Annotated in this window: 15 protein-coding genes; 8 read left to right on the forward strand and 7 right to left on the reverse strand. The window is 66.9% G+C overall.

Going from position 1 to position 20320, the window contains the following annotated elements:
• Positions 1 to 62: 62 nt before the first annotated feature.
• From map to JNG39_RS01145, 6 genes are all read left to right on the forward strand, one after another.
• Complete coding sequence (gene map / locus JNG39_RS01120; protein WP_247373565.1) at positions 63 to 830, forward strand: type I methionyl aminopeptidase; 768 nt, start codon at positions 63 to 65, stop codon at positions 828 to 830.
• Between the two features lie 67 nt (positions 831 to 897).
• A complete protein-coding gene (gene glnD, locus JNG39_RS01125) occupies positions 898 to 3555 on the forward strand; it encodes a [protein-PII] uridylyltransferase (RefSeq protein ID WP_368309173.1) in 2658 nt (885 codons plus the stop codon).
• Positions 3542 to 4369, forward strand: coding sequence for a 2,3,4,5-tetrahydropyridine-2,6-dicarboxylate N-succinyltransferase (dapD, locus tag JNG39_RS01130; RefSeq protein ID WP_368310790.1), 828 nt, complete (start codon positions 3542 to 3544; stop codon positions 4367 to 4369). Before glnD ends, dapD begins: the two co-directional genes overlap by 14 nt.
• Before the next feature lie 2 nt (positions 4370 to 4371).
• Positions 4372 to 4725 carry an arsenate reductase gene (locus JNG39_RS01135; protein WP_368309174.1) on the forward strand — a complete coding sequence of 118 codons (354 nt, stop codon included), beginning with the start codon at positions 4372 to 4374 and terminating at the stop codon, positions 4723 to 4725.
• Between the two features lie 124 nt (positions 4726 to 4849).
• On the forward strand, positions 4850 to 5980 hold the full coding sequence (gene dapE / locus JNG39_RS01140; RefSeq protein WP_368309175.1) for a succinyl-diaminopimelate desuccinylase: 1131 nt from the start codon (positions 4850 to 4852) through the stop codon (positions 5978 to 5980).
• Positions 5981 to 6082: 102 nt separating this feature from the next.
• Positions 6083 to 7564 carry a hypothetical protein gene (locus JNG39_RS01145; protein ID WP_368309176.1) on the forward strand — a complete coding sequence of 494 codons (1482 nt, stop codon included), beginning with the start codon at positions 6083 to 6085 and terminating at the stop codon, positions 7562 to 7564.
• Between the two features lie 3 nt (positions 7565 to 7567).
• Here the strand turns inward: JNG39_RS01145 and JNG39_RS01150 are convergent, their stop codons facing one another.
• Both JNG39_RS01150 and JNG39_RS01155 read right to left on the reverse strand, forming a co-directional pair.
• A complete protein-coding gene (locus JNG39_RS01150) occupies positions 7568 to 9910 on the reverse strand; it encodes a penicillin acylase family protein (protein WP_368309177.1) in 2343 nt (780 codons plus the stop codon).
• A 2-nt stretch (positions 9911 to 9912) separates the two neighbouring features.
• Positions 9913 to 10698, reverse strand: a complete 786-nt coding sequence (locus JNG39_RS01155) for a phosphodiester glycosidase family protein (protein ID WP_368310791.1) — start codon at positions 10696 to 10698, stop codon at positions 9913 to 9915.
• A 128-nt stretch (positions 10699 to 10826) separates the two neighbouring features.
• Between JNG39_RS01155 and JNG39_RS01160 the strand changes: the two genes are divergently transcribed.
• A complete protein-coding gene (locus JNG39_RS01160; RefSeq protein WP_368309178.1) occupies positions 10827 to 11315 on the forward strand; it encodes an NUDIX domain-containing protein in 489 nt (162 codons plus the stop codon).
• Between the two features lie 163 nt (positions 11316 to 11478).
• On the opposite strand, the gene parC is transcribed toward JNG39_RS01160, so the two are convergent.
• From parC to JNG39_RS01175, 3 genes are all read right to left on the reverse strand, one after another.
• Positions 11479 to 13719 carry a DNA topoisomerase IV subunit A gene (gene parC / locus JNG39_RS01165; protein WP_368309180.1) on the reverse strand — a complete coding sequence of 747 codons (2241 nt, stop codon included), beginning with the start codon at positions 13717 to 13719 and terminating at the stop codon, positions 11479 to 11481.
• Between the two features lie 202 nt (positions 13720 to 13921).
• On the reverse strand, positions 13922 to 14950 hold the full coding sequence (locus JNG39_RS01170) for a proline iminopeptidase-family hydrolase (RefSeq protein ID WP_368309181.1): 1029 nt from the start codon (positions 14948 to 14950) through the stop codon (positions 13922 to 13924).
• A 93-nt stretch (positions 14951 to 15043) separates the two neighbouring features.
• Entirely contained in the window at positions 15044 to 15865 is an 822-nt protein-coding gene (locus JNG39_RS01175) for an endonuclease/exonuclease/phosphatase family protein (protein ID WP_368309182.1), read from the reverse strand.
• Between the two features lie 99 nt (positions 15866 to 15964).
• Here JNG39_RS01175 and JNG39_RS01180 point away from each other — a divergent pair, with 99 nt between their 5' ends.
• Entirely contained in the window at positions 15965 to 16423 is a 459-nt protein-coding gene (locus JNG39_RS01180) for a hypothetical protein (RefSeq protein WP_368309183.1), read from the forward strand.
• Between the two features lie 253 nt (positions 16424 to 16676).
• Here the strand turns inward: JNG39_RS01180 and JNG39_RS01185 are convergent, their stop codons facing one another.
• Both JNG39_RS01185 and JNG39_RS01190 read right to left on the reverse strand, forming a co-directional pair.
• Entirely contained in the window at positions 16677 to 18344 is a 1668-nt protein-coding gene (locus JNG39_RS01185; protein WP_368309184.1) for a histidine kinase famiy protein, read from the reverse strand.
• A 110-nt stretch (positions 18345 to 18454) separates the two neighbouring features.
• Positions 18455 to 19987, reverse strand: coding sequence for a cryptochrome/photolyase family protein (locus JNG39_RS01190; RefSeq protein WP_368309185.1), 1533 nt, complete (start codon positions 19985 to 19987; stop codon positions 18455 to 18457).
• Positions 19988 to 20320: the final 333 nt, after the last annotated feature.

Raw genomic sequence — 20320 nt, forward strand, 5'->3', positions numbered from 1 at the left:
GTGCCGCCATCTCGCTTGGCGGGCCCAATCCCCTGAGGGCAAAGGAAAAAAGAGAGACCACCATGGCAGTCGTACCGAAGACCCCCGAAGAGATCCAGGCCATGCGCGAGGCCGGCCGCCTGGCCGCCGAGGTGCTGGCGATGCTGGTGCCGCACGTGAAGCCGGGCGTCACCACCGAGGAGCTCGACCGGCTTGCCCACGACCACATCGTGAACGTGCAGAAGGCGATTCCGGCCAACGTGGGCTACCGCGGCTTTCCCAAGACGGTCTGCACCTCGGTCAACCACGTGATCTGCCACGGTATCCCGAGCCCGGGCAAGGTCCTGAAGGACGGCGACATCGTCAACATCGACGTCACCGTCATCAAGGACGGCTGGCACGGCGACACCAGCCGCATGTATTTCGTGGGCACGCCCAGCGTGCTGGCCAAGCGGCTGGTGGATACCACCTTCGAGGCCATGATGAAGGGCATCGAGGCGGTGAAGCCGGGCGCCACCCTGGGCGACGTGGGCGCGGCGATCCAGAAGCACGCCGAGGCGGCGGGTTTCTCGGTGGTGCGCGAATACTGCGGCCACGGCATCGGCAAGGTCTACCACGACGAGCCGCAGGTGCTGCATTACGGGCGCCCGGGCACCGGCCTGGAGCTCAAGCCGGGCATGACCTTCACCATCGAGCCGATGGTCAACGCCGGCAAGCCGCAGACCAAGTCGCTGCCCGACGGCTGGACGGTGGTTACCAAGGATCACTCGCTCTCGGCCCAGTGGGAGCACACCATCGCGGTCACCGAAGACGGCTTCGAGATCCTCACGCCCTGGCCCGACGCGGCCTGACGTTCCACCGGCGAGGGTCGCGCGACCCTCGCCCGCGCCATCTCCCGCCGCTCCCGAGGGCCATCCAGTGACGCTCCCGAAGCTTCCGCGCCTGCCTGCCGTGGTGCCGCGCTCGGGCGTGTCGCCTGAGGCGAGGCGCTCGTTGCGCCAGTTGCTCGACGATGCCGACCGCGCGCTTGCCACCAGCTTCCGCGATGGCGAGGACGCCACGGCGCTCGCCGCGCGCCGGGCCGACGTGGTCGACCGCGTGGTGGTGCACGCCTGGATCGCCTGCCTGGGCGACACCACCGCCGCGGCCCTGTTCGCCGTGGGCGGGTTCGGCCGGGGCATGCTCTTTCCCTGTTCCGACGTCGACCTGCTGGCCCTGGTCGGCGAGAACTCCCCCACGCTCTCCCGTGCGCTGGAAAACTTCTTCGCCTGCCTGTGGGACATCGGCCTGAAGCCCGGCCACGCGGTGCGCACCGTGGCGCAGTGCCGCGAACTCGCGGCGCGCGACGCGAGCGTGTTCACCAGCCTGCTCGACGCCCGCCGCCTTGCCGGCCAGCCGGACCTGGCGCAAGGGCTGCGGGGGATCCTCGACGACCCCGCGCTGTGGCCGCCGCGCGACTACCTGCGCGCCCGGCTCGCCGAGCGGGACGCGCGCCATGCGCGCTACGACGACACGGCACAGAACCTCGAACCCAACCTCAAGGACGGGCCGGGTGGCCTGCGCACGCTCGATGCCATCCGCTGGCTCGGCCGCCGGCTGGCCAACGCACCCGACTTCGACGCCATGGTGGCCGAAGGGTTGCTGGAACCCGGCGAAGCAGCTCGCCTCGAACGCGCCGAAAGCACGCTGCGCCGTTACCGCTTCGCGCTGCACCTGGAGGCGGGACGCGCGGAAGAGCGGTTGCTGTTCGACTATCAGCGGGCCTTGGCGGAGCGCCTGGGCTTCGAGGACGAGCACGCCAAGAATCTCGGCGTGGAGCAGTTCATGCAGGGCTACTATCGCGCGGCCACGCAGATCGAGCGCTCCGGCACGCAACTCGTCGAGCGCTTCGAGGAGATGCTCCATCCCGAGGACGATCCGCAGCCGGTCGGCGTCGACTATGTCCGCCACGGTTCACGCATCGCGCCACGCAACCCGAAGCTCTTCGCGCGGCGCCCGGCGGCGCTCGTGGAAATCTTCATCGCCCGCCTCGACGAACCCGGTATCACCGGCTTCACCGCCGAAACCATGCGGCGCATCCAGCACGCGGTGTCGCTGCACGGTGAATCGCTCGCCGGCGACCCGCACGTGCTGGCGGCGTTCCTCGCGCTTTTGCGCCGCGGCGCGCCCGCCGTGGATGCGTTGTGGCGGATGAATCGCCACGGCCTGCTGGCGGCGATCCTGCCTGCCTTCGGCAAGGTGGTGGGGCGCATGCAGTACGACCTGTTCCATGTCTACACCGTGGACGAACACACGTTGCGCGTGCTGCGCAACGTGGCGCGTTTCGCCGATCCGGAAGCGCGACGGGAATTCCCCATCGCCTGCGAGATCTGGCCGCACGTCGAAAAACCCGAACTGATGCTGCTGGCGGCGTTGTTCCACGACATCGCCAAGGGCCGCGGGGGCGACCATTCCGTGCTGGGCGAGGAGGATGCGCGCGATTTCTGCACGCGGGTGGGTCTGCCCGAGGACGACGTCGAACTGGTCGCCTGGCTCGTCCGCCAGCATCTGCTGATGAGCACCACGGCGCAGCGCCAGGACATCACCGACCCCGACGTGGTGCATCGCTTCGCCCGCGCCATCGGCGACTGGGAGCACCTGGACCACCTCTACCTGCTCACCATCGCGGACATCATCGGCACCAGTCCCAAGCTGTGGAATGCCTGGAAGGACCGCCTGCTCGCCGACCTCTACACCGCCACGCGCTTCGCGCTGCGCAGCGACCTCGCGCCGCCCGCGCACGCCGGCGCGCGAGTGCGCGAGTGCCGCGAGCGCGCGCTGTCGATGCTGCTGGGTGAACACGTCGGCATCGACGACGTGGCGCGGGTCTGGGCCGAGTTCCCCGATTCCAGTTTCCTGCGCCATCGCCCCGAGCAGATCGCCTGGCAGACGGCGGCGATCCTGCGTGCCGGCGGCGTCACGCCGCTGGTCGAGGTGCATCCTTTCTCGGTGCGCGGCAGTACCGAGCTTTTCATCTACACGCCCGACCGAGACGGCCTGTTCGCCACCGTCACCGCGATGCTCGACCGCCTGCGGTTCTCCGTCGTGGAAGCGCGCGTGCTCGTGTCCACCACCGGCATGGCGCTGGATACCTTCCTGCTGCTCGAATCCGATTCCCAGGCGCCGGCCACGCTGCAGCGCGCGGATGAACTGCGCGTGCGCATGCGTCGCGCGCTGGAGCAACCGGCGGGACAGGGATTGGTCAAGCGCAGCATGTCGCGCCACCTGCGCCATTTCCAGATGACGCCGCGCATCGAGTTCGCCGATGCGGGGGAGCGCACGCAGTTGGCGCTGGTGTGCACCGATCGCCCCGGCTTGCTCGCCGCGGTGGCGCAGGCGCTGGCCGAAGCCGAGGTGCGCGTGCATGATGCGCGCATCGCCACGTTCGGCGAACGCGTCGAAGATTTCTTCCAACTCACCGATCGCAGCGATGCGCCGTTGTCCCCCGCCCGCCGGGAGATACTGCGCGCGTGCCTGCTGCGACACATCGGTCCCGAACCCTCCAGGAATGCCGTACATGCAGATGCAAACGCTTGAGTCCGTCATCGAAGACGCCTTCGAACGCCGCGCCGACCTCACCCAGAACGAGATCGAGGGTGGCTTGCGCGAGGCCGTCGACCAGGTGCTCAACCTGCTCGAATCCGGCGAGCGCCGCGTGGCCGAGCCCGACGGCAAGGGCGGCTGGACGGTGAATGCCTGGCTGAAGAAGGCCGTGCTGCTGTATTTCCGCATGAACGGCAACCGCGTGATGGACGGCGGCCCTTCCAGTGCTTTCGACAAGGTGCCGCTGCGCTTCACCGACGGCGACGAGATCGAATACGCCAGCCTGGGCGCGCGCGTGGTGCCGGGCGCGCTGGTGCGCCGCGGCGCGCACATCGCGAAGGACGCCGTGCTGATGCCGAGCTACACCAACATCGGTGCCTACGTGGGCGCGGGCACGATGGTCGATACCTGGGCCACCGTGGGCTCCTGCGCGCAGATCGGCGCCAACGTGCACCTTTCCGGCGGCGTGGGCATCGGCGGCGTGCTCGAACCGTTGCAGGCCAACCCGACCATCATCGAAGACAACTGCTTCATCGGTGCGCGCTCGGAAGTGGTGGAAGGCGTGGTGGTGGAAAAAGGCTCGGTGATCGGCATGGGCGTGTTCCTGGGCCAGTCCACGCGCATCTACAACCGCGCCACGGGCGAGATCAGCTACGGCCGCGTGCCGGCGGGCAGCGTGGTGGTGGCCGGCAGCCTGCCGGCGAAGGACGGCACGCACAGCCTGTATGCCGCGATCATCGTCAAGCAGGTGGACGAGAAGACCCGTTCCAAGACCGGCATCAACGAACTCCTGCGCAGCGGCGACTGACCATGGCGATCACCGTCTACGGCCTGCCCACCTGCGATACCTGCAAGAAAGCCCGCAACTGGCTCGACCGCTTCGGTGTCGAATACGCCTTCGTCGATTACCGTGCCCACCCGGTGCCCGCCGCCACGCTGAAGGCGTGGGCGGAGACGCTCGGCGGCTGGGAAAAGCTCATCAACAAGGCCTCCACCACGTGGCGCACGCTGCTGCCCCAGCGCAAGGATCCGCGCACGGATCCGGAGTGGACCTTGCTGCTCAAGGAGTACCCGGCGCTGATCAAGCGGCCGGTGGTGGTCGAGGGCGACGACGTGTCGGTGGGTTTTTCCGATAACGCGTTCAAGAAGCGGTTCGGGAAATGAATCTTTCGCGCACACCCCGCCCCGGGTTCCCGCGTGTGCAGGAACGACGGGCCGTCGCCGCTGCGCACGCAGGGGCCCAGCGCCGTGAATACGGTTTTCGCCTTGCCGTGGTTCGTCCATAGCCATGTCACCCGTCCTCCAACTCACCCACGATCTCATCCGCCGCCGCTCCGTCACCCCGGAAGACGCCGGCTGCCTTCCCCTCATCGCCACGCGCCTGGAAAAACTCGGCTTCCATATCGAGCACCTGCGCTTCGGCGATGTCGACAACCTCTGGGCCACGCATGGTACGCAAGGGCCGGTGCTGGCCTTCCTCGGCCACACCGACGTCGTGCCGAGCGGTCCGGAAGATCGCTGGGCATCGCCACCCTTCGAACCCACGGAGCGTGACGGGCTGCTCTACGGTCGCGGCGCCGCCGACATGAAGGGTTCGGTCGCGGCCATGGTGGTGGCGCTGGAACGCTTCGTTTCGGCACATCCCGACCATCCGGGAACCGTGGGCCTGCTGCTGACCAGCGACGAGGAAGGCGTGGCGTTGCATGGCGTGCGCGAGGTGGTCGAACACTTCGCCCGTACCGGCCAGCGCATCGATTACTGCGTGGTGGGCGAGCCCTCGGCCAAGGCCAGACTCGGCGACCTCATTCGCGTGGGGCGTCGCGGTTCGCTGTCGGGCACGCTCACCGTGCGCGGCATACAGGGGCACGTGGCGTATCCCGAGAAGGCGAAGAATCCCATCCACGGCTTCGCGCCCGCGCTGGCCGCGTTGACCGCCGAACCGTGGGACGAAGGCAATGCCGACTTCCCGCCGACGTCGTTCCAGGTGTCCAACATCAACGCGGGTACGGGGGCGAACAACGTGATTCCCGGCGAGCTGGTGGCGCTGGTCAATTTTCGCTTTTCCACGGCGAGCACGGCCGACGGGTTGCGCGAGCGCGCCGAAGCCATCCTCCATGCGCACGATGTGGATTTTTCCGTCGATTGGCATCTTTCCGGCCACCCGTTTCTCGCGACGCCGGGTGGACGCCTTCGCGAGGTCGTGGCCGCGGTGTGCCGCGATCTCTGCGGCATCGATCCGGAACAGAGCACCGGCGGCGGCACCAGTGACGGGCGATTCATCGCACCGATGGGCGCCGAGGTCATCGAGCTGGGACCGGTGAACGCGACGATTCACAAGGTGGACGAATGCGTATCGGTCGCCGACCTGGAAGCGTTGCCTTCGCTATACGAAGCGATCTGTCGGCGCATGCTGGCCTGACGCGGAGCGCATTGCCGACGGCAGGCTAAGTGGCGCCCGCATGGTGGAGCCGGGGCGGAGGTGTGAATCTTTCGCACCTTTTCCCTACCTGAAAGGCCCTTCATGCGCAGATACCTCGCCTCACTGGCAGTGCTCGGCATCACGCAGGCCGGCGTGGCCGCGGCCACGTCGATCGACGAAACGAGCATTCCCTCCGTCACGATCCTCCACGCCGACGACGGCGACGAGCCGGCCGCGTTTTCCCGGCTGCTGGACGGACTGCTTGTCGACGGGAAGCGCACCGTGGTGGCGGGCGATGCGCGATTGCTCCAGCGCTTGCGGCCGTCGTACGCCTACGTCTGGCCGTCCACGGACACCATCGTGCTCGATCCGGCATCGGGGCTGGGCATTTTTGGATTCAACGCGAGAGACGACGCATCGCGCGCGAACGTGATCTCGCTATGGCCCTGGGAACCCGACACGCTCTCCGCGGACGCGTCCGCCCGGACGCGTCGCGAGGCGCCGCCCGCCGTGACGCGCCAGGTCAAGTTCGACGTGCTGGCCACGTCGCCGTCCGGCGTCTGCCAGGGGTTCGCCCGCGAAATGGCCCGCGGCATGTTCGGTGACGCGACGCCCACGACCGAACAGCGGGCGGCCTTTCGTACCGAGGTTCGTCGCTGGTGCCAGCACGGTCATCTTTCCGTTCACCTGGCCGAGCGGGCGGAGTTCGATATCGAATCGTTCGCGTCGTCGGAGCATGCCCGCCTCACCCTTGCGTCGGAATGGGCCTTGATCCGTTCGGAAGACATCGCGAGCGGCACCCGTTACTTCTTCTGGAACAAGACACTGGGCGACGGCGCGGGCACCGGTTTCACGCTCGGCCGTGACAACGAAGGGCGTGCCGACGGTGCGGGAGGCATCGACGGGATCATGGATGTGGCGATCCATTCCGGGTGGGGTAGCGTGATGCCCGGCGACGATACGTATACCTGGCCGGTGAACTCCACCTTTCCGCTCCTGGGCAACGTCCAGGCCTTCCGATGCGACGGACCGGATTCGAGCCTGCCGTCGGACTGCCCCGTGGGACCGGTGGTTCTGAAGCTCTATCCGACCGACTCCGTCGACGGTTCGGTCAATCGCGCCAGCGGCGAGTCCTTTTCGTTCGGAGGGGAGGCGGCGGTCGGCGCGGCCCTGTCGCAGAACGCCGGCAGCATGTCCGTGAGTTTCGCCCTTGCCGTCGTCAAGACCACGGCGACGGTGTCCCACGCCGACATGACGCTGACGAGCGTCCGCAGCAACGCCGACAGGGTGTACTCGCGCAGCACATGGTGGCGCCCGGACGTTCCGGCGATGATCGAGTGGATTCGCGCGCGCGATCACTCCGGAAGCCTCGCCAAGGCGACGCCGCTGGCCGCAACGGTCAATCCCCGGTACGAAATCCTGTGGGAGCTGCCGGCCGAAGGCAACGCGGGCCGGGTGCTGCCTTATCACGTGTTCTACGAGATGGGCATCAACACCTGCACCCGGGGATGCGTTTGCCGGTTGCAGGGCAAGCCGCGCGTCGGCTGGGTAGACCATGTCCTCGTCCGCATTCCCGCCGACTGACGCTCAGGGCGTGCCGGGAACGAGGACCAGGCGATGGGCGGCCGGGCCGGGCAACAGCGGCGTCGGTCGCCCGTGCACCCAGTCGTCGTGGCCCGCGCCATGAAACGGCGACAACGGATGCCCGCTCTGGCCGCCGGGCATGTCGAGGTAACTGCGGTCTTCGTGTCCCGGTGAAATGGCGAAGCGTTCCGATGCGCCGAACGAGGGGCCCTGGATGCGCGGCATGTCGGTATCGCCGGGCAGCGGTTCAGCCGGCATGTCGAGGGCGCGCGACAGGAACGAGGGCAGCGCGGCGGACAGCGGGTGCCCGATCTTCGCCGTGTTGGCTTCGCCCCAGGTGCGTGCCGCGAGGCCGCCGGGAAGCCGGCCCAGGTCATCGGCGGTTTTCCGCGCCGCGGCGAGGAGCAAGTCGTTCCAGTCCTTCCAGCGCACGTCCAGAAGGTTCATCGGCTTCCGTTCCACCATCGCCCAGATCGCCGCTTCGGCCACCGCGCCCCGCGACCACTCGACATCGGGAAACCGGGCCCTGGCGCGGGCGATGAAGGGCGCCAGCACGGCTTCGCGCACGTTCTGCCGGAACGTGCGCACGAGACGGTAGTCGACGCTGTCGACATCGGCGCGGCCCTGCCAGCGGGCGGTGAGTGTTTTCAGTTCCGCCAGCGAGCCGTCGTCGTGCGCGAGCACGTTTTGCAACAGCTGCTGCCAGCGGGTGAGGAACACCGCGCGATCGTCGGTCTGGATGGCGAGCATGTCGGCCGGCGTGAATCGCGTGCGGGCACGAAGGTCGTCGCGGATCTGCCGGGCGCGCGCGCCGAGGTCTTGCCCGCCGTTGCCGAGGAGGGCGAAGGCGTCGCCGCCGACCGTGCGGTTGTTGGCGGTCCACAGTCGCTGGTCTTTCGGGTTGAATACGCGGGGATAGCGCTCGGGCGGCGCGTATCCCTGCCAGGTGCCATCCGGCCCGGTGCGCAGCGGAATCGCATTGCCCATCACCGTCCAGCCGATGTTGCCCTCGCGATCACCGGCCAGCAGGTTCTGCGGCGGCATCCCCGCGCCGGACGCGACGTCGAGCGCCTGGGCCGCGCTCGTGACCCGTTCGAGTTTCATGATGCCGAGGTTGAAGGCGCGCGGATCGTGGGCGATCCACGCCAACGCGACCGGCGCGCCGTCGGCGCCGGTGCCGGCGAGCGGGCCCCAGCGGGTGTTTTCGACGCGAAGGTGCCGGGGCGTGCCGCGAGCTACGTCGATGACCTCGTCGTGCACGTCGAACGAGGCCCAGCCTTCGGGCGTGCGATAGCGCGACGGATCGGACGGATCGCGCTCCACGCGCACGAAATCCATCCAGTCGCTCCAGGTGTTCGTGAAACCCCAGGCGACCTGGCCGTTCGATCCCGCCACCAGCGCGGGCGTGCCCGGTAGCGTCACGCCGTTGAGGTCGCGGATGCCACCGGGTGCGGTGGCGTCGGGATAGCGCAAGCGGGCGCGGTACCAGATGTCGGGCACGCGCAGGCCCAGGTGCATGTCGTTGGCGACCAGGGCGGCGCCATCGGCCGTGAGGCCGCCGCCCACGGCGAAACTGTTGCTCCCGGGCAGTTCGGGCAACGGGGCGGGCGAGGGCGATGCCGCGCCGTCGGCGCGGCGAAGGTCGATGACCTCGGGGCCCGGCAGCACGACGTCGGCCGAGAGGCTGCCGTCCAGCGGCGCTTCCCAGCGGGGATCGGGGGCGAGCAGGGCATCCACGAGCGGCGAGGGCAGCGTCGCGCGTAACCGGCCGATCAGGCGTTCACGTTGGTTGGTGCCATCTTCGTTCAGGTCGAGATACATGGCGCCGAGCACGAGCAGGGTATCTTCGCCCTTCCAGGGCCGCGGCGACTGGCGCAGCGTGAGGTACTCCCATGGGCGAACGCGCAAGGCGCCCAGGCCGGCGTTCACGCCGTCGCGGTAGGCATCGACCACGTCGCGCTGGTCGCTCGGAAGCGCCTCGTAGGCACGCCGCGCCACGTCGCGGAGGCGGTGCCGCCGGTGCCCTTCATCCACCTTCAGCGCGGCGGCGCCGACCAGCGCGGACAGCTCGCCCGCCGCCACGCGGCGCAGCAGGTCCATCTGGAAGAAGCGATCTTGCCCATGCGCGTAACCGAGGCCCCAGGCCACGTCGTGGCGATTCCTGCCGTCGACGGTGAGTGTGCCCAGTGCGTCGCGTTCGAGCGTGACGGGCGCCACGGGCCCTGCCACCGTTATCGAGCCATCGAGGCGGGCGAGGCTGCCCGAGAGCAGGTACCACCCGGCGCCGGCCGCCAGGCCGATCAGCAGGACGAGGGCGATCAGCAGGCGGACGAGGATGCGGCGCATGGTCAGGGTTTTTTCGGGAACACGGCGACGATACCGGCGTAGGGTTTCGTCATGAAGGCGGGCGCCCCGGCGTAGCCCGCGTTGGGCGTGAAAGCTTGCGAGATGGTGCCGTCGAGGAACAGCGCGTCGCGGCAGCCGATGCGGTCGCGGAACAGGCGGGCGAAGGCGTGGAAATTGACCGGCGCGCGGCTTACCGCGAAGACCACTTCGTGCGACGACTTCGCGCACACGCCGCTGCGCCACTTCATGCTGTCCGAGCCGTCGTCGAACTGCGTGTTGATCTCGCCGCCGATCACCAGCATCGGTCCCGACTGCGTGGCCCAGCGCGGCTTGCGGCCGCTGGCGCGGAAATCCTCGCTGGTGCGGACTTCGGCGCTGCCGTCGTCGTAGACGGCGAATACGCCGTTGGGCAGCAGCGAGAAGTTGCCCGAGCGCGGATTGCCGTGCGCGAGATTGAGCGGCACGAGCGTCTTGCCGTTTTCGACGTAGAGGCCTAGCGGCTTGAAGTCGCGGTCATAGATGCCCGCGTTGGTGGCGAACACGAGGGTGCGGCCCTTGCCCGCCGTCCACGTTTTCAGCGCTTCGATGCCGCCGAAGGGCTGGCCGGTGTCGGGGTTGCGCCAATACAGTTCGATGTCGTCGCGTCGAGTATCCACGGTGACGGTGAAATACGACTGGCTGTCGAACACCACGTCGCGGCCGTCCACGGCGTCGGCGCTGGGCGAGCAGCCGATGGCGAGGCCGGCGAGGGCGGGGGCGGCGAACAGGCGCGCGGCGAAGCGGAGCATGCGAAGGGTGAGCGGGCGGGGCATCCTCCGATGTTCGCCGGGTGTCGGCGGGCACGCAAGGGGCACGCGGCCACCACGGGCGCGCGAGGGCGTAAACTCCGGGGTTTTTCCCCGGGTCCGCCATCGTCATGCCTTATACGCCCATCGTCGCCACGCTCGGCTACGTGCTGTCCCCGGACGGCGGCCGTGTGCTCATGATCCACCGCAACGCCCGCCAGGACGACCAGCACCTGGGCAAATACAACGGCCTGGGCGGCAAGATGGAACCCGGCGAGGACATCGCCGCGTGCATGCGCCGGGAGATTCGCGAAGAAGCGGGCATCGAATGTGTGGAGATGCGCTTGCGCGGCACGCTGAACTGGCCGGGCTTCGGCAAGCGCGGCGAAGACTGGCTGGGCTTCATCTTCGTGATCACGCGTTACGAGGGGACGCCGCTGGAGTCCAATCCCGAAGGCGCACTGGAGTGGGTATCGGTGGATGCGCTGGATGCCTTGCCGATGTGGGAAGGCGATCGGCATTTCCTGCCGTTGGTGTTCGACGGCGATCCGCGGCCGTTCCATGGGGTGATGCCGTACAAGGACGGGCGGATGGTGTCGTGGGACTACTCGCGGTTGTAGAGCCGCCGGCGGCGCCTTCGCGAAAAACACATGCAAGGCGCTGGGTTCCTGTTTTCGCAAGAACGACGTGAGGGTGACCAAGCGCTCACGAATACCTCTCGTCGTTTCTGCGAACGCAGGAACCCACGGCGAAAGCGCCCGGTAGTTGCCGGGCGCAAGGGTATCAACCGGTGGTCTCGATCCGCTCCACGCGCCGCAACCCGCGCGGCAGCACGCCGCCCCGCGTCGCGCGGCTGCCGCCGTACTCCACGAGGTCGGCCCACTTCAGCGTGAGCTTGCGCTGGCCCGCATAGAGCGTGACCTCGCCCTTGCCCTCGGTCACCACGGCCACGCCGACCACACGCTCCTCGCCCGAGGTGAGCTTGGCCTTCGGGATCTCGATGAGCTTATTGCCCTTGCCCTTGTCGAGTTCGGGCAGTTCGGCCACCGAGAACATCAGCAGATGGCCTTCGCCGGTAACCACCACGATGCGATCGCGCGACGGATCGGCCGAGATCGTCGGCGCCAGCACGCGGGCGCCCTCGCTGAGCGAGAGGATCTGCTTGCCGGCCTTCTGTCGCCCGGTGAGCGCTTCGAAACGGGTGACGAAGCCATAGCCGAAATCGGTGGCGAGCACGATGCGGGTGTCGTTGTCGGCGGCCACCACGGCGTCGAAGCTCGCGCCCGCCGGCGGGCTGAAACGGCCCGTCAGGGGTTCGCCGTTGCCGCGTGCCGAGGGCAGCGTGTGCGCGGCGGTGGCGTAGGCGCGGCCGGTGGAATCGATGAACGCCACCTGTTGCGTCGTGCGGGCGCGAGCGATCGCCAGCAGGCTGTCGCCCTCGCGATAGGACAGTGCCTCGCCGTCGATCTCGTGGCCCTTGCCGGCGCGCACCCAGCCCTTCTGCGACAGCACCACCGTGACCGGTTCGGAGGCGACCAGGGCGCTCTCGTCGAGGGCCTGCGCCACGCTGCGCTCGATCAGCGGCGAGCGGCGGGCGTCGCCGTATTTCTCGGCGTCGGCGCGCAGTTCGTCCTTGATGAGGCCCTTGAGCTTGGCCGGCGACTTCAGCAGCACGTTGATGCGCGCGCGCTCTTCCTCGAGCTTGTCGCGTTCTTCGGTGATCTTCATTTCCTCGAGGCGGGCAAGCTGGCGCAGCTTGGTTTCGAGGATGTAGTCGGCCTGCTCCTCATCGAGGCGGAAGCGGGCGATCAGCACCGGCTTGGGCTCGTCCTCGGTGCGGACGATGCGGATCACCTCGTCGAGGTTGAGGTACGCGATGCGCAACGCCTCGAGCAAATGCAGGCGACGTTCCACGCGGCCCAGGCGATGGTTCAGGCGGCGGGTGACGGTGTCGGTGCGGAAGCGCAGCCACTCGCCGAGTACCGTCTTGAGATCCTTCACCTGGGGACGGCCGTCGAGGCCGATCATGTTCAGGTTGACGCGGAAGCTCTTTTCCAGGTCGGTGGTGGCGAAGAGGTGCTGCATCATCTCGTCGGCGTCGACGCGGTTGGAGCGCGGCACGATGACGAGGCGGATGGGATTCTCGTGATCGGATTCGTCGCGGAGATCCTCGATCATCGGCAGTTTCTTCAGGCGCATCTGCGCCGCGATCTGCTCGAGGATCTTCGACGGCGACACCTGGTGCGGCAGCGCGGTGATGACGATGTTGCTTTCTTCGCGCACGTAGACGGCGCGCGCGCGCACCGAGCCGTTGCCGGTCTGGTACATCGCCACCAGCTCTCGGCGTGGCGTGATGATTTCGGCCGTGGTGGGGTAATCCGGGCCCTGCACGTGTTCGCACAGGTCGGCCACCGTGGCATCCGGATCGTCGAGCAGGCGGATGCAGGCGCTGGCGATCTCGCGCAGGTTGTGCGGCGGGATATCGGTGGCCATGCCCACGGCGATGCCCATGGAGCCGTTGAGCAGCACGTGCGGCACGCGGGCGGGCAGCCACGAGGGCTCTTCCATGGTGCCGTCGAAGTTCGGCACCCAGTCGACGGTGCCGTGGCCCAGCTCGGAAAGCAGGATCTCGGCGATGGGGGTGAGACGCGACTCGGTGTAACGCATGGCCGCGAAGCTCTTCGGGTCGTCCGGCGAGCCGAAGTTGCCGTGGCCGTCCACCAGCGGGTAGCGGTAGGAGAACGGCTGGGCCATGAGCACCATGGCCTCGTAACAGGCCGAGTCGCCATGGGGGTGGAATTTGCCGATGACGTCGCCGATGGTGCGGGCGGACTTCTTGGGCTTGGCCGTGGCGGCCAGGCTCAGCTCGCTCATGGCGTAGACGATACGGCGCTGCACGGGCTTCAGGCCGTCGCCCACGAAGGGCAGGGCACGGTCGAGCACCACGTACATGGAGTAATCGAGGTAGGCCCGCTCGGCGTACTCCTTGAGCGGGATCTGTTCGTAATTGGCTTGCAGATTCATGGGCTTGGCTGTCCTTCTGGCGCGCCACGGCGCGTCGTAACCGGACGATGGTGCCAGAAAGGCGTCTCAGGGGTGTAGACCGGCGATGGGTTCGAGTGGATCGCTCCGCGGGAATTCGCCGATACGATCGGCTCCCACCCCATCGGCAGGAAGCTCCCTACCGGAGGGGTGGGAGCCGATCGTATCGGCGAACCGGGCGCCCTCAGCGCATGGACTTGCCCGCGTCCACATCCTCGATGAACTTCACCAGCCCGGTGAAATACGTCTGCTGATCGTCGTACATCGCCAGGTGCGAGCCGTTGGGGCACGACAGGAACCGTCCCTGCGGCAACCGTTTCGCCATCGATGCCATGTACTCGGGGTCCATCGTGTCGTGGGCGGGGCCGATCACCAGGGTAGGGACCTTGATCTTCGCCAGGTCGTCGAAGCGATCCCAGTGCTCGAGCTTACCGCTCAGGCCCAGCTCGCTGGGGCCCTGCATGGACACGTAGATCTGTGGATTGATATGCGAGAACGAGCGGATCACCGGCTCCGGCCACTGCGCGTACGGCATGCGCAGGATGTGCTTCTCGTAGTGCATGGGGATGAGGATCTTCATGTACCGCGGATCGTCGGTCTTGCCCTCGGCTTCCAGGCGCTTGACCTCGGCGAGGCTGGCGGGGTCCATGGCGGGCATCAGCACGTTCTTGGCGTAGGCGATGTAGGCCGGCGCGCTGGCCATCATGTCGGAGATGATCAGGCCCTTGAGGTGCTGCTGGTACTTGAGCGCGTAGTCGATGGCGAGGATGCCGCCCCACGAGTGGCCCAGCAGGTAGAAGTTGTTTTTGTCCAGGTGCAGCGCCTGGCGCACCTGCTCCACTTCCTCGACGAAACGGGGCAGGTCCCACAACGATTCGTCGGTGGGATGGTCGCTGTTACCGGAGCCGAGCTGGTCGTAGTAGTAGTACTCGATGCCCTGGCCGGGAAAGAAGCTGTCGAATACTTCCATGTACTCATGGGTGGCGCCCGGGCCACCGTGCAGCAGGAGCACCTTGACCGTGGGGTTGTTGCCCGTGCGCTTCGTCCAGACGCGGAATGTTCCCTTCGGCGTGTCGATGGTGATCATCTTCACGCCGCCGTCCAGCGGTTTGGCGTCGCGGGAGTTGTCGAAGTAGGACGGCGGGGGCGACGCGGCATGAGAGATGCCGGCCGTCACGAAAAGCAGTGACAGGATGGCGATGAGGCGGCGCATGGTCGTCGGATGGCCGATGAATGAGGAGATCGCACTATCCTGCGAGGGAACGGCCCTGTCCAGGCCGTTCCCCCTGGCAAACAGGCTTTGCGATCAGAGCTGGAAATCCGCCGCCACCGGGAAATGGTCGGACGGGTAGTGGCCGTTCTTCGAGGTGGTGATGGTGCGCTGGGAGGTCGCTTCCACGCCCCGGTAGAGGATCCAGTCGATCCGCTTGGTCGCCTTGCCGGTGAAAGCATGGAAGGTGTCGTCCGGGCCCTCGTGCGACGCGGCGCTGGTGCGCGCGTCCTTCAGCGTCTGGGTGAGCACGGCGTGCGATTCGCTTTCCGGACCGGTGTTGAAATCGCCGGTGAGGATCGCCGGCACGCCGGCCGGCAGCTTGGCGATCCAGTTCGCGATCTCGCGGGCGCCCTTCGTGCGGGCGTCTTCGTCCTGGTCGCGGTAGGGCAGGTGGGTATCCAGCAGATAAAAACGCTTGTGATCGGCGATGCGTTCGAACAGCGCCCAGTTCACCATGCGCGGCATGGGATGGCCCCAGGTGATGCTGCCGACCTTGTCCGGCGTGTCGGAAAGCCAGAAATCCCCTTGCTCGACCACCTTCAGGCGGTCCTTCTTGTAGAAGATGCCCATGTGTTCGTCGTCGTGACCGCCATACCGGTCGCGGCCGAACCAGGTGTACGCGGGCAACCGGGCCACCGTATCGTCGCCCTGTACCTTGCCCAGCTCCTGGGTGCCGATCACGTCGGGGTCGACCTGGCGGATGGTATCGGCGAAGAGATCGCGGCGCATCTCCCAGCGGTCGGGGCCGTCCTTGCCGGTAACGGTGCGGACGTTGAACGACATCACCTTGAGGTCGGCGGCGGAGGCGGGCAGGGCGAGAACGGCGAAGGCGGCGACGGCGAGGATTCGGATCATCGAGGGGCTTCCGGCAGGGACGATCCCTACACTATATAGGCGTCGGTCTTTCGCGACGTGACAGAATAGGCGGGTTGCAAGGCCTTTTCCGGAGTTTCCATGACCGACCGCGACGATGACGCCTCCAGCGGCAACGGCCGCCGTATCGCCCTGGCCATCGTGCTGATCGCTTTCGTCGCCTCGGTGACCACGGCGATGCTGGCGTTCACCGCCTCCAAGCGGGCGAACGAACGCGATGCCGCGGGAATGGTGGCGGATGCCGCCGACCTGCACGGCATGCTCTCCAACTGGACGATGCAACGCGATGCCGTGCTGGCCCTGCCCGCCGCCGATCGCGGAGCGGCCCTGGCCACGCTCGACGGGCGCACGAGCCTGCTGGCAGCGTGGAAGCCACGGACGCCTTGCGGCGCGCAGGCGCGCGATTGGCTCGACGAGAAACTGCGTGGCCTGGGAGCGCAGATACGCAACGGCGAAACAAGGCCCGTCGACCTGTCCGCCGAGCTGGACCGTTCGCTGAAGGATTGCCGGGATATGCGCGGCCGCGACGTCAACATCTGAACACGACCTTCGCCGTGCGCTGCGTTTGTCCACAGGCGATGTGGATAGCGCCTGCATAAGCATGTGGACAAGTCCGATTCGGCGTTGCGCGACAGCGGCTTGCGTTGCGCTGGTCATCCGATGACCAGCCTTCCGGGAACTATCCACATCCGGTGTGGACAGTTCCTGCATAAGCATGTTGATAACTTCCCTTCGTCCTTGCCGGGCAAGCACTTACCTTGCGCTGGTCAACGAATCGCCAGCGCCGCGAACGTCAGCTGACGCCCGTCGGGCCATCGAGCACGTTGCGGACCTTGCGTAGCAGGTCCATCCGCGCATAGGGCTTGTTGATCACGTCGAAGGCCACTCCGCCGGCGTCGGTGCGCTCGATGGACGTGGACGCGTAGCCCGTGGTGAGCAGCACCTTGAGGTTGGGATGGATCGACCGGGCGCGACGGGCCAGCGCCACGCCGTTGAGCCGGCCCGGCATCACGACGTCGGTGAACAGCAAGGCGAAGTCGCGATCGCGCTCGAGCAGGTGCAAGGCCTCCTGCGCATCGGTCAGGGAGACCACGCCGTAGCCATGGCTCTCGAGGATGGCATGCGCCAGTTCGGCCAGGTCGGCGCGGTCGTCGACCACGAGGATGCGCTCGTGTCCCGTACGGTCGGTGGAACGGTCGATGCGCGGCACGCGGTTGCCTTCGCGGTGATCGATGCCATCGTCCGTGGCGGGGAAATACAACGTGATGGTGGAGCCTTCGCCAACCGTCGAGTCGATGGCGACCGCACCGCCGGACTGGCGGGCGAAGCCGTACACCATCGAGAGCCCCAGTCCCGTGCCCTTGCCTTCTTCCTTGGTGGTGAAGAAGGGGTCCATGACGTGCGCGAGCACGTCCGACGTCATGCCCGTGCCGGTGTCGATCACGTCGATGGCCACGAAGTCGCCGCTGCGCGTGGCGAGATCGCCATGGTGGGCGACTTCCAAAGGCGTCGCGTTACGGGTTCGTATCACGAGGGATTTCTTTTCGAGCCCTTGCATGGCGTCGCGCGCATTGATGGCGACGTTGAGCAGGGCCACCTCGGTCTGGGTGGGGTCCAGCCGCGCGTTTCTCACATCGGGGGACAGCTCCAGTTCCAGGTGCACGTCGTCGCCGAGCGCGCGGGAAATCATGTCCTGCAGGTTGGACACGACATGATTGGGATTGATGACCCGGCCCTGGAGCGTCTGCTTGCGCGCGAAGGCCAGGAGCTGCGACGTGAGCGTGGAGGCGCGGCGAATGGCGTTCCGGGTACTGCCGACGAAGTTGAGCAGGCGCGACATGTCGGGCTTGGGGCCTGACAAGCCGGCTTCGATCGCCTCGACGTAGCCCACCATGACCTGCAGCAGGTTGTTGAAGTCGTGGGCGATGCCACCGGTGAGCTGGCCGAGCGCTTCCATCTTCTGCGCCTGCCTCAACGCATCCTCGGCGTCGCGTCGACGGCTGACGTCGAGCTGCGAGGCGAAGAAATAGATCACCTCGCCGTGCTTGTCGTACACGGGAGAGATGAACAACGCGTTCCAGAAGGTGGAACCGTCTTTCTTGTAGTTAAGGATCTCGGTGGAGATCTCGCGTTTGGCGGCCACCGCGTCGCGAACGGCCGAGATGGTCACGCGGTCGGTGGCCGGGCCCTGGAGAAGGCGGCAGTTGTTGCCGATCAGCTCCTCCATGGAATACCCGGTCATACGGACGAACGCGGGGTTGGCGAAGATGATCGGGTTATCCGGCCGATGCGGATCGGTCACGATCATCGGCATGCGGGTCGTGGCCACCGCGGCGAAGAAGATGTCTTCGTGGGGATGATCCATGCCCTCGTAGAGCACGTGCATCCCGTTGCCTTCGGAAGGCAGGTTGTCATCGGCCATCGCTTCGCCTTTATCGGAAAGATGGGCGGATTTTCTCATACGAGCGCCTTCCCTTCGTCGGGGCTCGTCTTCACATTCGTCAACGGCTCATGCTCGGATTCAGCCGCCGTCTAACCCAATATTCAACGAGCGTGAAGGAATCGTCGACGTTATTCCAAGCGCCACCGTTGTCGCAGCGCCCCCGCTCGCTTCTGGATCTCAAGCAGGCGCTCCGGCGAAAGCCGTTCCAGTGATCGCCACTGCAAGGCCGCACGCGGGTGGTGGGCGAAGCGCGCCTTGTGCCGCCGGAGGAAATCCCAGTAAAGCGTGGTGAACGGGCAGGCATCGTCGCCCGTCGCTTCACCGGGCCGATAACGGCAGCCTTCGCAGTAATCGCTCATGCGCTGGATGTAACGCCCCGACGCGGCGTACGGCTTGGACACCATTCGCCCTCCGTCGGAGAACTGGCTCATGCCCAGGGTATTGGGTGCTTCCACCCATTCCACGGCATCCACGTAGATTGCCAGGTACCAGGCGTGCACTTGCGCGGGTTCGACGCCGAGCAGCATGGCGAAATTGCCGGTGACCATCAGGCGCTGGATGTGATGTGCGTAACCGTGAGCGAGTGTCTGGCCGATCACCTGGGCCATGCATCGCATGTCGGTGTCCGCGTTCCAGTAGAAATCGGGCAACGCGCCGTGGGCCTTCAAGGCATTGCCCGCGAGCAGGCGATCGGGGTTCAGCCAGTAGACGCCGCGAACGAACTCGCGCCAACCCAGCACCTGGCGTATGAAACCTTCCGCCGACGCGAGGGGCACCTTTCCTTCGTCGAAACGCTTCGATGCGGCGGCGATGACTTCCCTGGGCGAAAGCAGCTTGAGGTTCAGCGACGTCGACAGGCGGGCGTGATAGAGCCACGGCTGGTCCGTCCACATGGCGTCCTGCCATTGGCCGAAGGCGGGAAGGCGATGGTCGAGGAAGTCACGCAGGGCCTGCCTGGCCTGGTCGCGCGTCACCGGCCAGTCGAATGCGTCGAGACTGCCGGGATGATCGGTGAAAGCCGCTTCCACGTCGGCGATGGCGGCTTTCGTCAGCTCGTCAGGCGCGAAGCGTTTGGGCGCGGGCACCCAACCGGGGCCTTCACGACCGAAATGACCGCGGTTGTCCGCGTCGTAGTTCCATTGGCCGCCGACCGGTTGATCGCCGTCCATGAGCACGTCATGGCGGACGCGCATCCAGCGATAGAAGTGCTCCATCCTGAGTTGCGTCTTGCCCCTGGCCCAGTCCGCGAAGTCGTCGGCCGATACGAGGAAGTGCCGATCGGGGCGTTCCACGTACTCCACCCCGCAGGCTGTCGCGACATCGCGTATCGCCACGCGAAGCCGGTGTTCGCCAGGGCGCACCACCACCAGGCGCGCAGGACGGTGATGCCGCAAGGCCTTTTCGAGCCATTCGGGCAGCGAGTCGGGTCCGGGCTGGTGCAGGTGCGTGTACTCCAGCGGGAAGCCGTCGTCCCGCAGCTGTCGGGCGAAGTGCCGCATGGCCGCAAGGAACAGCGCGATCCGTGCCTTGTGCGACCAGACGTGTTCGCCTTCGCCGCGCCGTTCGGCCATCCACACGAGGTCGGTTTGCGGGTCGAAATCGTCGAACACGTGCGATTGGCGGTCGAGCTGATCGCCCAGGACGACGACGAGATGGCGCATGGCGGGTTTCCGCGGCAGGGGATGCCATTGTCCACTCGGCTCCCGTCAAAACGGGGCGAACGGAGGGCTTTGCGAAAAAGGCGCTGCCGTTATCCACAAGGCATGTGGACAGCGCCTGCATAACCGTGTGGACAAGTCCGGTTTCGCACGACTCGACAAGCACTTGCGTTGTATTGGTCAATCCGCCGCCACCTCGGTGCCGACCCCGGGACAGCTATCCACAGCCGATGTGGATACTCCCTGCATAAGCATGTGGATAAACCGGACTTGCCCAGGCGCGACAAGGTCTTGCGTTACGTTGGTCAACCCGTGACCAGGGCGCCCGAGTGTCCG

It is taken from the genome of Luteibacter sp. CQ10, assembly GCF_040900725.1.
Classification (GTDB): domain Bacteria; phylum Pseudomonadota; class Gammaproteobacteria; order Xanthomonadales; family Rhodanobacteraceae; genus Luteibacter.